The sequence below is a fragment of the Paraburkholderia caffeinilytica genome (genome assembly GCF_046030355.1).
Taxonomy (GTDB): Bacteria; Pseudomonadota; Gammaproteobacteria; order Burkholderiales; family Burkholderiaceae; genus Paraburkholderia; species Paraburkholderia caffeinilytica_B.
In genome coordinates this window covers 57,211-75,171 of the sequence record NZ_JAQQCQ010000036.1, presented here as the reverse complement: position 1 = coordinate 75,171, position 17,961 = coordinate 57,211, and the positions used below count along the sequence as shown (strand labels likewise).

At 64.9% G+C, this 17,961-nt stretch carries 13 protein-coding genes; 8 read left to right on the top strand and 5 right to left on the bottom strand.

The window, feature by feature from the left end; all coding sequences use genetic code 11:
- Window positions 1-396, top strand: a 396-nt coding sequence (locus PQQ95_RS34310; RefSeq protein WP_408446223.1) for a 4Fe-4S dicluster domain-containing protein, incomplete at its 5' end; no start/stop codon positions are given.
- A 177-nt stretch (window positions 397-573) separates the two neighbouring features.
- Here the strand turns inward: PQQ95_RS34310 and PQQ95_RS34305 are convergent.
- Complete coding sequence (locus tag PQQ95_RS34305; protein ID WP_408446220.1) at window positions 574-2,013, bottom strand: hypothetical protein; 1,440 nt, start codon at window positions 2,011-2,013, stop codon at window positions 574-576.
- Window positions 2,014-2,308: 295 nt separating this feature from the next.
- Here PQQ95_RS34305 and PQQ95_RS34300 point away from each other — a divergent pair, with 295 nt between their 5' ends.
- Window positions 2,309-3,004 (top strand): TetR/AcrR family transcriptional regulator, encoded by a 696-nt coding sequence (locus PQQ95_RS34300; protein ID WP_408446217.1) that lies wholly within the window; start codon window positions 2,309-2,311, stop codon window positions 3,002-3,004.
- 1 nt (window position 3,005) lies between these two features.
- Here the strand turns inward: PQQ95_RS34300 and PQQ95_RS34295 are convergent, their stop codons facing one another.
- The 3 genes from PQQ95_RS34295 to PQQ95_RS34285 form a co-directional block, all read right to left on the bottom strand.
- Window positions 3,006-5,705, bottom strand: coding sequence for a winged helix-turn-helix domain-containing protein (locus tag PQQ95_RS34295; protein WP_408446214.1), 2,700 nt, complete (start codon window positions 5,703-5,705; stop codon window positions 3,006-3,008).
- Between the two features lie 116 nt (window positions 5,706-5,821).
- Window positions 5,822-6,898: an NAD(P)-dependent alcohol dehydrogenase gene (locus PQQ95_RS34290; RefSeq protein WP_408446211.1), complete on the bottom strand. Its 1,077-nt coding sequence runs from the start codon at window positions 6,896-6,898 to the stop codon at window positions 5,822-5,824.
- Between the two features lie 31 nt (window positions 6,899-6,929).
- Window positions 6,930-8,390: an acyl-CoA reductase gene (locus PQQ95_RS34285; protein ID WP_408446208.1), complete on the bottom strand. Its 1,461-nt coding sequence runs from the start codon at window positions 8,388-8,390 to the stop codon at window positions 6,930-6,932.
- 348 nt (window positions 8,391-8,738) lie between these two features.
- Here PQQ95_RS34285 and PQQ95_RS34280 point away from each other — a divergent pair, with 348 nt between their 5' ends.
- From PQQ95_RS34280 to PQQ95_RS34260, 5 genes are all read left to right on the top strand, one after another.
- Window positions 8,739-9,467, top strand: a complete 729-nt coding sequence (locus PQQ95_RS34280; RefSeq protein WP_408446206.1) for a TetR/AcrR family transcriptional regulator — start codon at window positions 8,739-8,741, stop codon at window positions 9,465-9,467.
- A 235-nt stretch (window positions 9,468-9,702) separates the two neighbouring features.
- Window positions 9,703-10,884: a lipid-transfer protein gene (locus PQQ95_RS34275; protein WP_408446204.1), complete on the top strand. Its 1,182-nt coding sequence runs from the start codon at window positions 9,703-9,705 to the stop codon at window positions 10,882-10,884.
- Window positions 10,885-10,896: 12 nt separating this feature from the next.
- Window positions 10,897-12,096 (top strand): acyl-CoA dehydrogenase family protein, encoded by a 1,200-nt coding sequence (locus PQQ95_RS34270; RefSeq protein WP_408446203.1) that lies wholly within the window; start codon window positions 10,897-10,899, stop codon window positions 12,094-12,096.
- A 15-nt stretch (window positions 12,097-12,111) separates the two neighbouring features.
- On the top strand, window positions 12,112-13,263 hold the full coding sequence (locus tag PQQ95_RS34265; RefSeq protein WP_408446200.1) for an acyl-CoA dehydrogenase family protein: 1,152 nt from the start codon (window positions 12,112-12,114) through the stop codon (window positions 13,261-13,263).
- Window positions 13,260-13,715, top strand: coding sequence for a MaoC family dehydratase (locus PQQ95_RS34260; protein ID WP_408446197.1), 456 nt, complete (start codon window positions 13,260-13,262; stop codon window positions 13,713-13,715). The genes PQQ95_RS34265 and PQQ95_RS34260 overlap by 4 nt, the downstream gene beginning before the upstream one ends.
- Before the next feature lie 97 nt (window positions 13,716-13,812).
- Here the strand turns inward: PQQ95_RS34260 and PQQ95_RS34255 are convergent, their stop codons facing one another.
- Window positions 13,813-16,515, bottom strand: a complete 2,703-nt coding sequence (locus PQQ95_RS34255; protein ID WP_408446194.1) for a winged helix-turn-helix domain-containing protein — start codon at window positions 16,513-16,515, stop codon at window positions 13,813-13,815.
- Between the two features lie 278 nt (window positions 16,516-16,793).
- On the opposite strand from PQQ95_RS34255, the gene PQQ95_RS34250 reads away from it, so the two are divergent.
- Window positions 16,794-17,936, top strand: a complete 1,143-nt coding sequence (locus PQQ95_RS34250; RefSeq protein WP_408446191.1) for an acyl-CoA dehydrogenase family protein — start codon at window positions 16,794-16,796, stop codon at window positions 17,934-17,936.
- The last annotated feature ends 25 nt before the right edge of the window (window positions 17,937-17,961 follow it).

Here is a 17,961-nt window from a genome sequence, read left to right as displayed (position 1 = left end):
TTGCATCATCAGCATTCGGATCACGAGATGCTGAAGCCGGCTTCGCAGTGCAAGCCGATCGTGTATCCGAAGCCGGATGGCAAGCTGACGTTCGACCGGTTGTCTTCGGTATTCATTTCGAACACCAACCACGAGGAGAACCAACCCGCGCATCTAACGTTGAAGGATGCGAGCGTGCCGATCGGCATCAACCTCAAGACGTACGCAGGACCCGAAGCACGCTTTTGTCCGGCGGGCGTGTATGAATTCGTGAAGGACGAACAGGACGAGGATCGTCTGCAAATCAACGCGCAGAACTGCGTGCACTGCAAGACTTGCGACATCAAGGATCCGACGCAGAACATCGTGTGGGTCACGCCTGAGGGCGGCGGCGGGCCGAACTACCCGAACATGTAGCATGAGCCTTTGATTGCCGGTGGTTTTGTCGCTTCGACATTCGACCTTGCTCGTACTCCGACTAACGGCAGTTCCGGCTACTTTGTCGAGTAAGTTCACGCTATCGTCTCGACAAGATCACCGCACACGGCGCCCGACAGCGCCGCTTTGTGACGCGGCGCTGTCGGGCTCATGGCCTCAGCTTTGCACCTGGTTGAGGAAGTCCATCGCTTCGCGATGCGAGCTTTCGGACGCCGCGCAGGTGATCTTGTCATCGCCGCCATGCTTCTCGCTATAGCGCTGGATCGGGCCCACGACATACGCGCTTGGTTGGCCGCAGGGGCACGGCTCATCCCATTGCACGGTGATCTCGTCGCCGGTGATGAAGCCGCCCCAGCGCGAATCGGCGCCGAGGTCGAAGAACGCGGCGCGGCCCGTGACGCGTCCGGTGCGCGGCAGCGGACGGCTCGTTTCCGGATCGAGCACGAACGGGATGGCGGTGGGGCTGAAGTGGTAGTGGCCGTGCTCGCAGCGCGGATGGGAAGCGACCACTTCGGACATCGAATAGGTTTCGTTCAGACGCTTCGCTCCGGTAAAGCGCAGGACATCCTCGCGCCAGCCGTCGGGTTGGACAATGCCCTTGGCGCCGCCGGACGTGCTCAGGAACGAGCCCGCATCGAACACGCCTTCGAGACCCTTTGAGAGGCCGGCCTTCGCCATGTTGTGGAGGAGGTTCCAGGTTGCGGACATATACACGCGCTTGCCTTTGAGTTCGCTTGCCATGTGCTCGAAGAAAGCGGCCAGATGGCGCGGCATGTCGCCTTGCAACTGATCGAATGCCTGCTTCCTGGCGAGCATTTCCGGGCGGATTTCGAAGCGGTCCAGCGTGCCTTTGGCATGCGCGACGCGCGCCTTGGCGGCGAGGTGCACCACGTCGGAGCTGAGCGTCTCCGGGTAGGCCGCATGAAAATGCTTTTCGTCCGGCAGCAGCGTGTTGATGAGGTGGCGGTTGGATCGCAGGTAGCTGTAAAAGCCGGCGCGGAAATACGGGTACACCGCGTGCAACTCGGGCTGGGGCGTGTCGGGGCCGTCCATGTTCCAGACGGCCATGCGGCGGATTTGCAGTAGCTTCTCCCATTCGCGCGTGCCTTGCGGCAGAAACGAAAATGTGCCGGACGTCCCCGAGGTGTGGCTGATGCACAGTTGCGGCACGATTTCGTCCATCGTGGCGAACCAGTCGTCGAGGCCCCGGCAACGACTGACGTCGGCGGCGAGAACGGCTTCCGCGATCTCGGGCGTGACGAGCCTCGCGACCCATCGGTTGATCTGCGTGAAGTTGCATTTGTCGAGCAGCGAGGGCGGATACGACTTGTAGACCGTGTGTTCGAACAGGAGTGGCACGACGTCGTCCAGTTCGTCGATGTGTTCGATGCCTTCTGCGTCCGCGAGCTTCTTGAGCAAGGGGATGCGATCGCGCAACGCGGCGAAGCGCGCTTTCAGACCGGCCAGTTGCATCGCATCGACGTCGGTTCGCGGCAGATGTTGCCAGCGGCGCCACGAGTGGTTCGCAAGCGCGGTGGGATCGCCGAGCAGAAGACGGGTCTGTTCGTCCATGGACAGCGGTGTTGTCGTTGACATAAGGTATCCTGACTGAATGGGGACGCGCGGGCAGCTTTCACCGTTCAATGAGCGGTTTCCCGTCTCCCGCGAATGCGTAGTGGACGGAAGACTCAGTATAGGAACGGGGCCTGGGCTTTGCGCTCCGCGTTTCGTCTGGTCGTAGCTAAGCGCAACCCATTGATTGGAAGAGGAAATCCGCCGGTGGAGCAACCGTGCTGCGCGCAGATTCTCCATACCTGCATGCCCGTTGAAGCGGCGCGGCGGACAAGGACAGGGCGCATTGCGGCCCGACGTTTGGCAGGAGTGCAACGATATGAGCAAACAGGACGACGTCGGCGCGGCAGACCCGCGGGTGATCCGGCTGGCGATACCGTCAGGACTGCGCAAGCTTCCGCGACAGGCGCGCTCGCTCAAACTGGTGGGAACGCTCAAGCGCGCGGCCCGCGAAATACTGGAGCAGGACGGCCGCGCGGCGCTCTCCGTAACCGCGCTCGCGCAACGCGCAGGCATCGCGCCGAGTTCGATCTACAAATACTTCCCGACCATGGACGACCTGATCGCCGCGATCTTCGACGACCATCGCGCGGAGTACCGGCAACGCCTGCTGGACAGCATCGCCGCATTGCCGCCTGAAAGCACGCTTCATGACGGGCTCGTGCTCGTGCTGGAAACCGGCATCGAGCTCTTGCGGAAATGGTCCTGCATCGACCCCGTCTTCAATGTGAAGGCCGCGCACTACGACGAACTGGTGCGCCTCAACCTCATCAAGCCCGACGCGTTCTGGACGCTCGAAATCACGCCTGCGCTGCTCGCGCGTTTCGCACACGAAATTTGCGTGCAGGACCCGAAAAAGGCGCAGTTTCTCGTTTTTCAGACGCTGATGGCGTTGCCGCGGGCGATGGTCCTCGAAAGGCCGGCCAGTCTGGCCGATCCGCAGACGCCCTACAGGGTCGCGCGGATGCTGTGCGCGCTTCTGACCGGCGCGGCACAGGATGGCGAGCTGCGTTGAATCAGTCGATCAGCTTTTGGGTGCGCGCCCAGACCATCGCGTCGTAGCGGCGCGAAACGCCGAGCTTGGCGAAAATATTGCGCAGGTTCCACTTCACCGTTTCGACGGTGATGCTGAGGGCAAGCGCGATGCGTTTGTTCGACATCGCCTGGGCGACGAGGCTCAGGATGTCGATCTCGCGTTGCGTGAGCGCCGCCGTTTGTCCACTGCGCGGGCCGGCGCTCTGGCGTGGGACCGCCGCGCTGCTGACGGGAGCCACGGGCGGCCAGGTCGAGAGCAGGTCCTGGGCGAACGCGAGCGCGGGGCCTTGCAGCGGCTGCGCCTGCACCAGCCGGGCGAGTTCGTCGCGTGCCAGCGTGCCTTCGTCGAGGAACGTCCGCACGAGCCCGTAGCGGCACCCATACTGGACCGCGCGGCTGCGCGATGCCATCGCGTCGTCGGCGCGTCCGAGGCTTGCGAGCGCGCGCGCGGCGAGCAGATCGATGAGCGTCAGCAGCCGGCCACGGCCGATCGAGAGCGCGCGCCGGCGTGCCTCTTCCAGCGCCAGAAGCGCGCGGGCGGGATCGTTGCCCAGATTCACGCGGGCATGGGCAAGTGCGGCCGCGATCGGGATCTCGGCCAGGAAGCCGCGGCTGTCGGCATGAGGTTTCGCCAACGCGTCGAGCGATTGCAGCAGGGCTTCGGCCGCCGCGCTATTGCCGTGGCGCACGTGGATGCGTACTTGCTCCGCGAGCATGAGCGCGAGGGGCCGTTCGTAACCGAGACTGCGAAAACGCGCCGCCTGCTGACGCAGGAACGCGAGCGCGGTTTCCGCGCCTTCCTGCAACGCATCGAGCCGCGCGCGGCACAGCGACGCGAGCACGCTGACCTCGATCCCCGACGATTCCAGCAGACCATGACGGTTTGCCAGCATTTCGCGTGCGTCGTCGATCTGGTTCAGTTCGTACTGCGCGTCCGCGAGAAAGGCCGAGCAGACATTGGCGCACACCGAGCGCTCGCCGAACGTGTGGAGCACGCGCGCATGCAGGCTCGACGCGAGCAGCGCTGCTTCACGCGCGTCGCCTTCGAGCAGCATTGAGAGCGCGAGCGTGCTCTGCGCGACGAGCATCATGTCGTTGTTGCGGTCCGTTTCCGGAATGGGCTCGCTTTCCAGCAGCTTGCGCGCATCGGCATGGCGCCCGGCTCCCGCGTACGCCATCGTGAGCGCGGAGAGCTTCAGATAGCGCAGGAACGGGTTGCTGACGGTGTCCGCATCATGCGATTCGAGCAGATCGATCGTCCGCTGGGTATCGTCGCGCTGCAATGCGATGACCGCGCGAACGAGCGGCAGACTGCGCATAAGCGACGTGCCGGCCTTTGTTTCATCGACCCCTAACTGGGCGAGCCGTGCCTCGGCGCGTGCCGGATGCAGCGTGAGGGCGATCGCGAGGCAGGCCAGTTGCGCGAGGCGCGGGTGCTCGAACAGCGTCTCGCGCGGCAGCCGTTCGAGCAGGGTGAGCGCGGGCGCGAGATAGGCGAGTGTCCACGTGGCCGGCGCCGCGCGTTCGATGAACCGGGCCGCCAGCGCCACGTCGCCCGCGAGATTCGCGTGGCGCACGGCCTCGGCCAGCAGATCGTTGTCGGCGAACCAATGGCTCGCGCGCCGGTGCAGCTCGGCCAGTGCGGCAGCGCCGCGCCGCTCGACCCGCGTGATAAGGAACTCCGCAAAGAGGCGATGAAAGCGGAACCATGAGACGTGCTCGTCGAGCTCGACGTGCTGAAGCGGGAGATTCTCCTGCTCCATGCGTGCGAGCAGTTCCGGCGCGGCCGGGTTGCCGCTGACGAATGCCGCGAGCGGTGCGTTGAAACGCCGGAAGATCGACACGGTCTCGGCCAGCGCGACGAGATCCGGCGGCAACGCCGCGATCACTTCCTCGCTCAACCAGGTCTGCAGATCGTTCGAGCGCCACACGAGGTCGCGCAGCCGTGTGCGCGCGCCGGGCCGGTTGCGCAACATGATGGCGATGAGCTGCAGGCAGGACGGCCAGCCGCCGGTCAGTTCGTGGACGAAGCTCGTGTCGTCGGCGCTCGCCTTGCCGGCGCCGAGATTGCCTTCGAGGAAGCTGCGCGTTTCGGCGGAGCTGAACGGCAACCGTGCGCCCCCGACTTCCACGACCTGGTCCATCACGCGCAGGCGGCCGAGACTGAGCGGCGGCGTGACGCGCGAGGCGATCAGCAGATGCAGGTTCGAAGGGCAGCGTTCCAGCAGGCGCTGAACGAGACGGTGCGCACCGGGGTCCTCGACGTGGTGATAGTCGTCGAGAATCAGATACAGCTCGTCGGTTTGCTGCGCGAACGCGTCGAGGAGGGCCGAGACCGCTTCGTCGACCGAGGCGGTGTTCGCGCGGTCGCCCGGCAGATCCAGATTGACAGCAATGCCGAGTTTCTGGAGCGCCGCAAAGAAGACGAGGCAGAAGTCCGCGAAGCCCTTGTCGTCGCTCGTGAGCGAAAGCCACGCCACTTTGGCGTGATCCTGAAGGCAGCGCTGACGCCACTGGGCGAGCAATGTCGTCTTGCCGTAGCCGGCGCTTCCGGTGATGAGCGCGAGCGCACGCTGGCGCACCTGCGCAAGCGCGTTGAGCAGTTCAGTGCGCGCGACGTGCTGCGCGCCAATGCGCGGCGGCGCGAACCGGGTCTCGATCAGCAGTCTCGTGAATTGCATCGTTTGCAGCATCGCCCCCAATAGATGGCACCAGGCAAGGGCGTGGATCGGCGCGTTGGCGCGCGCTTATCCGGCCTGCGGCGACTATAGGGCGAACCGGCTGCCTGAATCTCCCCTCATTTGGAGGGGGATGGGCGGTGCGGCCGCTCGTGCAGCGTCGCCATGTCGATGACGAAGCGATACTTCACGTCGTTCTTCAGCATCCGGCTGAAGGCCTCGTTGATCTCGCCCGCCTCGATTCGCTCGCATTCGGGCAGCACCTGATGTTCAGCGCAGAAGTCGAGCAGTTCCTGCGTGGCGCGAATGCCGCCGATCAGCGAGCCGGCCAGGGTGCGGTTGTTGCGGATCAGAAGGCCGCCGTGGACCGGCTCCAGCAGGTCGATCGCACCGACCACGACGAGCTTGCCGTCGCGCCCGAGCAGCATCAGATACGGATTCGTGTTGTGACGCTGTGGAATCGTGTCGAGGATGAAGTCGAAGCTGTTGGCGGCGGCCTGCATGGCCTGCGCCCCGCTCGACAGCAACACGCGGTGCGCGCCGAGCTTGATCGCATCGTCGACCTTGCCCGGCGAACTCGTGATGACGGTTATTTCCGCGCCGAGCGCGACACCTAGCTTCACGGCAAGGTGGCCCAGTCCGCCGAGTCCCACCACGGCCATCTTCGTACCCGCGCCCACGCCGTACTTGCGCAGAGGGCTCCAGACGGTGATCCCCGCGCACAGCAGCGGGGCGGCGAGCAGGGGATCGAGCGTATCCGGCACGCGCAGCACGAAGTGTTCGCGCACGACAATGTGATCCGCGTAGCCGCCGAGCGTGAGTTCGCCTGTCTGGCGATCGCGGCCGTTGTAGGTCGCCGTCGGTCCTTGCGCGCACAGTTGCTCTGCGCCGTCCGCGCAAGGGCTGCATTGCAGGCAACTGTCGACGAGGCAGCCCACTGCAACGCGGTCGCCGACCTTGAAGCGCGTAACCTCCGGGCCGATCGCCGTCACGCGGCCGACGATTTCGTGGCCGGGGACGCAGGGGTAGACGGTGTTGCTCCAGTCGTTGTTGATCTGGTGGGCGTCCGAGTGGCAGACACCGCAAAAGGCGATGTCGATCGCCACGTCGTCGGCGCGCAGGGCGCGCCGCTCGAAATGTATGGGGGCCAGCGCGCCGTATGCCTCGTGGGCGCCATAGCCGAAACAGGTTGTCATGTCGTGTTCTCGTGAGAGTCGGGAAAAGAGATCAGGCGATCGGTGGCCGTTGCCACGGTCCAGGTGTCACTTCCGGCGTGTTGATCTGATTGGAGATCCACTTGCCCATGCGGCGCAGCGGCTCGATGGCATCCTGCGGCGCGGCCCATTTCATCGCTACCGCATAGCCGAGCGAGACGATGCGCTGCGCGCCGTGCAGCGGCAGCCGGTTCTTGAGCGTGTCCTTGAGCGCTTCAGGGTAGATGCCGACGGTCTGCGTGTAGGCGTCGACGGCGTCCATCACCTCGTCGAGCGAATCGACCGGGACCAGACTGACGGTGCGGTCGTCGAGCAGCGTCGAGAACGGCACGGGCTCGGGGATCTGCGACACGATGACCGCGCCTTCGCCGTCCTTACCGCCGATCACGTGGTACCACTCGTCGTCCAGGCGCAGCGCGTCGACGTGTGCCTTCAGTCCCGGGTCATAACGCTTCGCCGGCGTGCTGAGGCTGTTGGGGAGGTTTTGCAGTGCTTCGTAGACCGCGCGTCCGAAGCCGTCGAGTTTTTTCAGTCCTGCTGCGTCGGTGCCGCACTGCACGTAGACGACCCGTGCATTCACGCAGCCCTTCTGGTTGAGCGCGCCGATGTCGCTTGCAAGACGCGTGGCGGCCTCGCTCACGCCCGTTTCGCTCGCGAAGGTGTCCGCGCCGATGATGCTCGCGCTGCGTTTGGGATCGAGCGAGATCAGTTCGAGACCGGGTTGGATATAGCGGCTCACGTGCTTCATCGAAGCAAAGCCGCCCCAAGCGACGATCTTTTCGAGGTTGTGCGGCTGATACAGGCGCTCTTCGAAGGCTTCGTCGCCGCCCTTCCAGTAGGCGACGCTCAGGTGCCGCGTGAGCGGGTGGTCCGACGCCATGTCGACCATCGTGCGTGCGATGGCGAGCGCCGTAAAGGGGTCGTTCGACGGCGCCTTGATGATCGCGTCGCTGCGCAGCACCATGTTGCGCAGGATGGTCAGCAGCGAAACCGCCGGCGAGTTGCCGGCGACGATGTGCAGCGCGCGTGAGCCGAAGCAGCGGATTTCAAGCTCGGTGCCGTCGATCAGGCGCTGCTTGACCCATCCCTCGAGATACTTGATGCCGACCGTGCTGTCCACCGCCTCGACGATGGCCTCGCGCGTGAGCATGGTGCGCAAGCCGAGATAGCTCGACTTGACGAGACTGGGCGTGGTGGGCGCGGTCAGGTACGAGAGTTCGCAGGCCTGTTGCACATGCGCGTTGGTCGCGAGATCGAGGCGCGCGCCGAGCTCGACGGCGAACTCGAGGATGTCGTCGAAAGACAACTCGTAAAGATCGGCCAGTTTCGCGGGGTTGCCGAGCGGCAGCACATCGAGATAGCGATGGGCGTCGGGCGTGAGAAAGACGAGATCGCCGCCTCGGCCGCCGACTTCGATCAGGTTGTCCGTGATGATCTCGCCGCGAATGATCATCGGTGCAATGGGCTTGTTCATGAAGTTGATGTGTCCTGTTAGAGAGCGTGCTGTCGATCGAACGAGGCCAGTATAGGTCTGCCAAACCTGGCGTCCGCTCCGGATTCGCGCTCCCCCGGGGCTGCTGTAACGCACTGAAAACAAATGGAAAATTGTTCAATTTGCGTGGCCTTTGCCGGTGCAGTTTGCGTTTGTTCGTCAACGGCCGCGCAGGCCCGCCGTTCGTGGGCTGCTATCCGGAAGAGGGGGGACGCGCGCGGCAACGCCGGTTAGATTGAACTGGGGTCTTCGTGCCGACGACCCAACGATCATCGACTCATACGTCCCCTGAAAGCATGTCGCCGTGCCTTGGGGCGAGGGAGAACGGATATGGACACACGCAGATCGCCGACCTCGGCGCCGCCCGTGCAAAGGCTGTGGGGCGCGCATGGCGCGTTGGACCAGAACGACCCGACCGACTTCCTCATCGAGCTGGAAATACCGCCGGCGCCGCGCAAGTCGCCGCGCCAGGCCCGTTCGGTCGCGCTCATCGACGCGCTGATGCAGGCGGCGCGGCAGATACTCGATGAAGAAGGGCGCGAGGCGCTGACCGTCCTGCACCTCGCGGATGTATCGGGCGTGGCGTCCAGTTCGATCTACGAGTACTACCCGACGATGGACGCGCTGGTCGCGGCGATCTTCGACGCGTTTCGCGCCGACGTCTACGAGACGCTGCGCGCGCGGATCGAGGCGTTGGCCGCGCAGGCCACCCTGCTAGACGGCATCCTGCTCATTGTCAGGGCAGGGCTTGGCATCTACGCGGAGCGTATCGAGCTGGACCCCGGTGTCTGCCAGCGCATGACCCGTTATGACGAAATGGTTCGCCTCGACTTCGTGAAGCCCACGGAAATGGCGCAGGCGAGCATCGTTCCGGTGCTGTTCGCGCGCTTTGCCGATGTGATTCGCGTGGACGACGTCGAGCACGTCCAGTTCCTCGTCGTGCAAACGCTGATCACGCTGGCGCGTGCCATGTTGCTCGTGCGGCCCGCTTATCTCGGCGAGCCCGACACCGCCGTCCTGATCGCGAGGATGATTCACGCGCTGCTGGTGCCGCAGTAGTTCCCGTGGTAATCCCCGCAGTAGTCCTCGCAGTAGTCCCCGCAGTAGTCCCTTGTATTGCCGTGGAGCCGTCGTCGCCAGGGGGCGAGCCGGGCTCGCTAAACGGCTGAAATGAGGCGTTGCCGGCCGCGTGCGGACCCCCAAAAAAGGAGGGGGCGGGTGCCACTAGGCGGCCCATATCATGAAGCGTAATCAGTTCGCCATGACGGCGTAGACAACGGAAAAAGGAGCAAGTATGACGCGCAAAGTAGTGGTGGCCGGCGTGGGTATGGTCCCGTTCACCAAGCCGGGGGCCAGCGAGACCTACGATCTGATGGGCGCACAAGCGGCGCGTCTCGCGCTCGCGGACGCAGGCGTCGAGTATCAGGCGATCCAGCAGGCCTATGCGGGCTTCGTCTATGGCGACTCCACGGCGGGCCAGCGCGCGCTGTATCACGTCGGCATGACGGGTCTGCCGATCATCAACGTCAACAACAACTGCTCGACGGGCTCGACCGCTCTTTACCTCGCGCGTCAGGCAATCGAGACAGGTGCGCTCGACGTCGCGCTGGTAGTCGGTTTCGAGCAGATGAACGCGGGTGCGCTCGGCAGCTACTTCACCGACCGTCCGCTGCCGCTCGACCTGTTTTTTGCGCAATGCGACCGCCTTGGCGTGCCGCCCGAAGTGGCGCCGGCGCTGCGCATTTTCGGCGGCGCGGGCCTCGAGCACATGAAGCGCTTCGGCACGACGATCGAGTCGTTCGCAAAGGTCCGCGCGAAGGCGAGCCGTCATGCAGCGAACAACCCGCTTGCCGTGTTTCGCCAGGTCGTGAGTCCTGAAGAAGTGCTGGCCGACAAGGTGATGTGGCCTGGCGTGATGACGCGCCTGATGGCTTGCCCGCCCACCTGCGGCGCGGCCGCCGCCGTGCTGTGCAGCGAAGACTACGCGAGGAAGCATGGACTGGACTCGCGCGTGTGGATCGCCGCGCAGGCGCTGACAACCGACCGCCCCATCGCGCTCGAGGGCGACGATCTGCGCTACACCGCCGGCTACGGTCTGGCGAAGGAAGCGGCGGACAAGGTGTACGAGCAGGCGGGCGTAGGTGTGGAGGACGTGGACGTGGTCGAACTGCACGACTGCTTCGCGCACAACGAACTGATCATGTACGAGGCGCTCGGTTTGTGCCCGGAAGGTGAGGCGGCGAAGTTCATCGACGACGGCAACAATACCTACGGCGGCCGCTACGTCGTCAACCCGTCGGGCGGTTTGCTTTCGAAGGGCCATCCGATTGGCGCGACGGGTCTGGCGCAATGCACGGAGCTGGTCCAGCAACTGCGCGGCAATGCGGACAAGCGCCAGGTGGAAGGCGCGCGCGTGGCGTTGCAGCACAACGTGGGCCTCGGCGGTGCGTGCGTCGTGACGATGTACCGCATCTGAGGCGGAGGGTCGATGGATTTCCAACCTGATCCGGGGCTGGACGCATTTCGCGAGGAAGTGCGCGCGTTCCTGCGCGAGTGCTTCCCCGCCGATCTGCCCGGCAATCCCGTGGGCAGCGTGCGCTCGGCGCGCGAGGATCTCGTGCGTTGGCAGCGTATCCTCAACGAGCGGGGTTGGGGCGCGCCGTACTGGGCGAAGGAGCATGGCGGAACCGGCTGGACGGTGCTGCAGCGGCTCGCCTTCGATGAGGAATGCGTGGCGGCGGGCACGCCGACGCAGGATTTTCTCGGGCAAAAGCTGCTGGCGCCGGTGCTCAATGCATTCGGCACGCCTGAGCAAAAGGCCGAGCACATCCCACGCATTCTGAATGGCGAGCGGCTGTGGTGCCAGGGTTTCTCGGAGCCCGGCTCCGGTTCTGATCTCGCCTCGTTGCGCATGCGCGCCGAGCTGGACGGCGACCACTACGTCGTGAACGGCCAGAAGATCTGGACGAGCTATGCGCATGAAGCCGACTGGATCTTCCTGCTCGTTCGCACGGACACCGAGGCGAAGAAGCAGGCGGGCATCACCTTCCTGCTGGTGGACATGAAGACGCCGGGCATCGCGGTGCGGCCGATCCGTAGCATCGACGACTGCCATCACCTCAACGAGACGTTCTTCGACAACGTCCGCGTACCGGTGAGCAATCGGATCGGCGGGGAGGGCGATGGCTGGAAGATCACCAAGTTCCTGCTCAACAACGAACATGCCGGTGCCGCTGATCTGCCGTTCCTGCGCAGGTGTCTGGCGAGACTCAAGCAGATTGCGTTGAGCGAGCAGGTGGACGGCGCGCTGCTCGTCGAGGAGCGCGGCTTCATGCTGAGGCTCGCACGTCTGGAGGCCGAGATCGACGCCATGGCGATGATGGTCAAGCGTGTGGCGGCGTTGGAGCAGGATCACAGCTCCGCCGCGCACGCCATGGGATCGATTCTCAAGGTCCGCGGCACCGAATTGCAGCAGACACTCACCGAGTGCATGGTGGAAGCGCTCGGCGACTATGGCGCGGTGGCCTATCCCGAGCCTCACGCTCCCACACGCGAAGGCGGTTTGCCTCGCGAGGAAGTGGGACGCGGCGTTGCCACGGAAATGTTCTTCCGTCGTGCCTCGACCATTTATGGTGGCACGAGCGAAGTGCAGCGCGGCATCATCGCAAAGATGCTGTTTCAACTCTGAGTCGCCGAACCGATCATGAACTTCAACCTCAACTCAGAGCAGCAGATGCTGCAGGACAGCGTGCGGCGTTTCGTCGAGCGGGATTACGGCTTCGAGGCGCGTCGCGCGTTGCTCGTGTCGGGCTCGACGCATAACACGGCACACTGGAATACGTTCGCGGAGAACGGCTGGCTCGCTGCGGCGCTGCCCGAAGCATATGGCGGCCTCGGCGGCACGGTGATTGACACGGTGCTGATCGCGCAGGCATTCGGGCGCGGTCTCGTGACCGAACCGTATATGGGCTGCGCCGTGCTCGGTGCGCAGGCGATCGCGGCAGCCGGCACGCCCGAGCAGTGCGAACGACTTCTGCCCACACTCGCGGATGGCACACGGCGCATCGCCTTGGCCTACGGCGAGGCGCACTCGCGCGGTCTGCCCGAGAGTTTGCAGATGCGCGCGGAACACGTGGGCGACAACTACCGGCTCAGTGGCCGCAAGACGCTCGTGGCAGGCGGCGCCGCTGCCGATGCGTTCGTCGTGTCGGCCGTGACGCCGGATGGCGGCGTGACGCTCTTTCTCGTCGACGCCGGCACGCCGGGTCTGACGCGCACGGTGCTGCCGCTGCACGACGGGAGCTGGGCGGCCGAGCTGACGCTGGAGGGCGTGACGCTGCCTGCGCAAGCCGTGCTCGGCGAGCCGGGACAGGGACTACCCGCGTTGCAGCAGGTGCTTGGGCACGGCACGGCCACGCTGTGCGCGGAACTGGTCGGCGGCATGGAGCGCGCCATCGAGATCACGGCGGACTACCTGAAGATGCGCAAGCAGTTCGGCGTGCCGATCGGCAGCTTCCAGGTATTGCAGCACCGTCTCGCGGACATGGCGGCGGAACTGGAAATCGCGCGTTCGATGTTGTATGCACTGCTCGCGTCGATCATGAACGACGAAGCCGGACGGCGCGACTATGTCGTCTCGCAAGCGAAGTCACTGATCGGCCGTGCGGCGAAGTTCGTCTGCGGGCAAGCGATCCAGCTGCACGGCGGCATCGGCATGACCGAGGAATATCAGATTGGCCACTACTTCAAACGTGCGATTGTCGCGGACGCCTTGCTCGGCGGCAGCGACCGTCACGACACCCGTTGCGCCGACTATGTGCGGCGGACACTGAATCAGGGAGACACACCGCAATGAGAGAGTTCGACACGATCGCCAATCTCGAGCCGCTGGTCGGTGAACAGATCGGCACGAGCGACTGGCTGCTGGTCGACCAGGCCCGCGTCAACCAGTTCGCGGACGCCACCGGCGACCATCAGTGGATTCACGTCGATGTGGAACGCGCGAAGGAAGGTCCGTTCGGCGGCACGATCGCGCATGGCTTCCTGACGCTCAGCCTGTTGCCCGCGTTCTTCGCCACGGCGTTCAAGATCAACGACGTGCGCAGCGGCCTGAACTACGGCCTCGACAAGGTGCGCTTCATCGCCCCTGTTCCGGTGGGCCGCCGCGTTCGAGCACAGTTCCGGCTCGCCGCCTTCGACGCGCTCGATAACGGCGGCGCCCAGGTCAAGTTTGAGATGACCGTCGAATGCGAGGGCGCGGGCAAGCCGGCCTGCATCGCCGAATCGATCATGCGTCTCTTTCCTTGATACCGCTTCTGTCCGTGCATTGAAGTGCCCGTGGCGGACGGGCGGGGCGCGATGCTCGCGTTCGTTCGCCATGCTGCGCGTCCGCGTCCGCGCTCGTCTATTCGATCAGCCCGTTCTTGCGGGCCCACAGCATGGCGTCGTAGCGGCTCGATACGCCGAGCTTCGAGAAGACGTTGCGCAGGTTCCACTTCACTGTTTCGAGCGTGATGTTCAGCGCGAGCGCGATGCGTTTGTTCGACATGGCCTGCGCGACCAGCGCGAGAATTTCCAGCTCGCGTGGGGTGAGCGCCGAGTCCCCCTTGCGGCCGTTTGCGGGCTGCGAGACACCTGCCTGCCCGAGCGCATTCAACTCGCCGGGAAATCGCTCGAGCAGGCCGATGGCATAGTCTCTCGCAGGGCCATCGATCCATGCCTCCTGTACCGCCCGATTGAGCAGCGTCGCGGCAACCGCACCTTCGTCGATGAAGGTGCGTACGAGGCCGAACTGCGCGCCCGCTTCGATGGCGTGCCTGAACGAAGCCTGCGCGTCCTCAATGCGGTCGAGATCAGCGAGCGTGGCCGCGAGGAGAAAATCCGCCAGCGCGGCTATCCGGCCTCGCCCCAATGCTGTGGCACGCGCGTGTGCATCGCGTAGCGCTGCCAGTGCGGCCTCCGGCTGCTCCGTGCGCAGCACGCGAGCATGCGCCAACGCCGCGATGGTCGCGACTTCGCCGCGAATACCGCTGTCTTCCCGATGGGCCTGAGCCAGTTCGTCGAGAAGGATGTCGAGCTGGGCGGCGCGCGCATGGCGGACCTTCTGCAGGAGGATCCTGATCTGCTCGGCCAGCATGTATGCGACGGCGCGCGGGTGCTGATGATCGCGCAGATGCGCAGTTTGTTGTTCAAGGAATGCGAGCGCGACGTCGGCACTCACCTGGAGGCAGTCGAGCCGCGCGCGGCACAGCGATGCGCGGATGGTCAGGTCCGGCCCCGACGATTGCAGCAGGCCTCGGCGGTTCGCAATGGTTTCGCGGGCGTCGTCGATGCGGTCGAGTTCGTAGTAGGCGTCCACCAGCACGCTCGCGCAGATGTTCGCGCTGATCGAGTGACGGCCCACGGCCTTGACCGAGTGCGCGAGCAACGGCGTGCCGAGGCGCTCGGCCTCGCGCACGCCGCCCTCGTGCAGGATGGCGGCGACGCGCGCCGCTTCGGCCACGAGCGCCATCTCGTTGTCGCGGTCGGCGGGCGGGATCGGGCGCCGGTCGAGCTGGCGCGTCACCTCCGCGTAGCGCCCGGCGCCCGCATAAGCGACGCACAGTTCGGCAACGAGGAAATAACGCAGGAAGCGGTTCTGGATGACGGCGTCGCGTAACGGCTCCAGCAGTTCGATCATGCGCTGCGTATCGTCGTGCTGAAATGCGATGGCCGCGTGGATCATCGGCACGCAGTTTGCCAGTTCGGGGTCGTCGGAGAGCGCACTCGACTGCAGATGCGGCAGCCATGCGCTCGCCTTGTCGGGGCGTGTGGTTAGCGCAATCGTGAGGCAGGCAATGAAGAGCAGACGCTGATGCCGGAACAGCGTCGCCTCGGGCAGCTGTTCGAGCAGATGCAGCATCGGGCTCAGATATTCGAGGCTCCACGTTGCAGGCTCGGCGCGTTCGATGACCGTCGCCGCGAATTCCACGTCGCCGGCGATGCTTGCGTGCCGGACCGCTTCGGCGAGGTAGCCGTGATCAGCGAACCAATGGCTGGCGCGCAGTTGCAGCGCCTTGACCGTCGCGTCGTCCCTTGCCGCGAGCCGGGTGGCGAGATACTCGCCGAACAGTGGATGAAAGCGATACCACGCGAGGCGGTCGTCCGAATCGACGCGGCTCACCAGCAGGTTCTCGTCCTCCATTCGCTTGAGAAGATCGGCCGCCTGCGCGTCGCCGGTGACGGCGCGCGCGAGCGGCGCGTTGAAGCGGCGGAAGATCGACAGCACCTCGGCGAAGGACGCAAGGTGCGTGGGCAGGTCGGCCATGACCTCTTCGCTAAGCCAGGTTTGCAGGTCGCTCGAACGCCAGACCAGATCTCTCAGCGTCGCGAGCGTGTCCGGCCGGTTTTTCAGCATGATGACAATGAGCTGGATGCACGAAGGCCAGCCCCGGGTCAGCTCGTGGATCAGGCCTGGCGCATCGGCGTCGAGCTTGCCGGCGCCAAGATTCTCGTCGATGAACGCGCGCGTTTCGGCCAGGTTGAACGGCAGCTCCGCGCTGTCGAGCTCGACGATCTGGTTCATCATGCGCAGCCGGCTCAGGCTCAAGGGCGGCGCGACGCGCGAGGCGATCACGAAATGCAGGTTGCCCGGCGCATGTTCGAGCAGCTTCTGCATGAAGCGGTGCGCGAGCGGCGCCTCCACGTAGTGGTAATCGTCGACGAAGACGTACAGCTCTTTCGGCCAGTCGAGCGTGCTTTCGACGAGCGCGGCGATGGCCGCGTCCATGGCGCCAGGACTCGCATCGTCGATGCGGAAGTCGGCTTCCGTGCACAGACCGATGCGCTGTATTGCGGCAACCAGGGCAGAGCAGAAGTCGGCGTAACCCTTCTCGTCGGCAGTGAGTGTGAGCCATGCGACATCCGCGCCGCCCTTGACGCACGTCTGGCGCCACTGGGCGAGTAGGGTGGTCTTGCCGTAGCCGGCGCTGCCCGTGACGAGGGCGAGCGTGGCGTGCTGCATCTGATGCAACTGCGCGAGAAGATCAGTGCGAGGGACATGCCTGGCACCGATGCGCGGTGGGGCGAAACGCGTGGCAGCCACGTGTTTGATGAAAGGCGTTGTCAAGTTCTCACCTAATCGAAGCCATGCGTCTCGGGCCCTCGCTGCCCCCCTCCGTACGAGGGGTGATAAAAGAATGCGCGGAAACTAACTTAACACAAGTGCAGCGTCAAGCAAGCGCGCGAGCCATGCGGGACAGTTCGCTTGCCGGCGCAGGCCGATGGCGTTGCGCGGAGCAGTGAAGTTCAGGGTATTCCCGAGCCGGAGCGTAACTCTGGGGGCACGCAGGAATGCAACCGGTGTTAAACGCCATATCGAGACGCGGCGACGCGCAAGTGTGATCCATGACCTATCGAGTTCCCACGGAAGAGCAAACGCTGGCGGTCGAGAGTTTCCGCAAGTTCCTGTTGGCGGAAGTCAGGCCGGTTACGCACACGTATCGCGACCGCTTCATTCCAAAGGCGACGATGCGCGAGTTGACCCAGCGCATCGCCGAATTCGGCCTGCCTGGCTGCACGGTGCCAGTCGAGCACGGCGGCATGGGCTGGTCGTACACGACACAGGGCATGCTGTTCGAGGAACTGGCCGCATGCTCGTGCGACGTTGCGCTATGCGTGATGCTGAACATGGGACTCGCGGCGATGTTGCCCGGCGCGGCCCCCGAGTTGCGCGAGCGGTATTTGCCCGAGATGCTGGCGGGCCGGATCTTCGGCACAATCGGCATCCGCGAACTGGAAATCGGCTCGAACGTCACGGAGATCACGACGCGTGCTGTGCGCGACGGCGATCACTTCATGGTGAACGGGACGAAGACCGGGATCACCCATGGCGTCTATTCAGACGTATTCGTCTGCGCAGTGCGTACCGAAAAGGGCTTGTCGCACTTGTTGATCGACCGCGAGGCGCACGGCTACGAGACGCGCAACGTCGGCAAGATTGCGCTCAATGCGCAATCGACGGCGCAGATTGTCATCGCCGATGCACGCGTCCCGGCGACGCATCTCATCGGCGAAGAGGGTGAAGGTTTAAACACGATGAAGGAGTTCGGCGAGCACGCGCGCACCCATCTCGGTGTGCTGTCGGTCGGGCTCATGCGTGCCGCGCTCGACGAATCGATTGCCTACGTCACACAGCACGCCCAGTTCGGCAAGGTCATCGCCGCGCGGCAGTTGATTGCGGCGAAGATCGCAGACATGGCGATCAGGACGGACGCGGGCCGGCTGCTCTTGCAACGCATGCTCGGCATGATGGATGCGGGCTTGCGCTGCGACGTGCAGGCGTCGATCGCCATGGCGTTCGCGGCCGAAGCCGCGGTGCAGGTATGCCGTGACGCCGTGCAGTTGCACGGCGCGAACGGCGTGACGCGCGAACTCGACGTCGAACGGTTGTTGCGCGAGGCCATGGCTGTCCCAATTCTGGGCGGCACCCCGGAGATCCAGCAACTCGCCATTGCGCGCGCATTGACCGGTGTTGCGGCATTCGATTGATGCGCGTGCATGTCCGGCTCTTCGC

What these genes read in the sequence shown, in the direction of transcription:
- PQQ95_RS34305 (WP_408446220.1), bottom strand. Translation starts at nt 2,013, where the DNA reads ATGTCAACGACAACACCGCTGTCCATGGACGAACAGACCCGTCTTCTG.
- PQQ95_RS34300 (WP_408446217.1), top strand. Translation starts at nt 2,309, where the DNA reads ATGAGCAAACAGGACGACGTCGGCGCGGCAGACCCGCGGGTGATCCGG.
- PQQ95_RS34295 (WP_408446214.1), bottom strand. Translation starts at nt 5,705, where the DNA reads ATGCAATTCACGAGACTGCTGATCGAGACCCGGTTCGCGCCGCCGCGC.
- PQQ95_RS34290 (WP_408446211.1), bottom strand. Translation starts at nt 6,898, where the DNA reads ATGACAACCTGTTTCGGCTATGGCGCCCACGAGGCATACGGCGCGCTG.
- PQQ95_RS34285 (WP_408446208.1), bottom strand. Translation starts at nt 8,390, where the DNA reads ATGAACAAGCCCATTGCACCGATGATCATTCGCGGCGAGATCATCACG.
- PQQ95_RS34280 (WP_408446206.1), top strand. Translation starts at nt 8,739, where the DNA reads ATGGACACACGCAGATCGCCGACCTCGGCGCCGCCCGTGCAAAGGCTG.
- PQQ95_RS34275 (WP_408446204.1), top strand. Translation starts at nt 9,703, where the DNA reads ATGACGCGCAAAGTAGTGGTGGCCGGCGTGGGTATGGTCCCGTTCACC.
- PQQ95_RS34270 (WP_408446203.1), top strand. Translation starts at nt 10,897, where the DNA reads ATGGATTTCCAACCTGATCCGGGGCTGGACGCATTTCGCGAGGAAGTG.
- PQQ95_RS34265 (WP_408446200.1), top strand. Translation starts at nt 12,112, where the DNA reads ATGAACTTCAACCTCAACTCAGAGCAGCAGATGCTGCAGGACAGCGTG.
- PQQ95_RS34260 (WP_408446197.1), top strand. Translation starts at nt 13,260, where the DNA reads ATGAGAGAGTTCGACACGATCGCCAATCTCGAGCCGCTGGTCGGTGAA.
- PQQ95_RS34250 (WP_408446191.1), top strand. Translation starts at nt 16,794, where the DNA reads ATGACCTATCGAGTTCCCACGGAAGAGCAAACGCTGGCGGTCGAGAGT.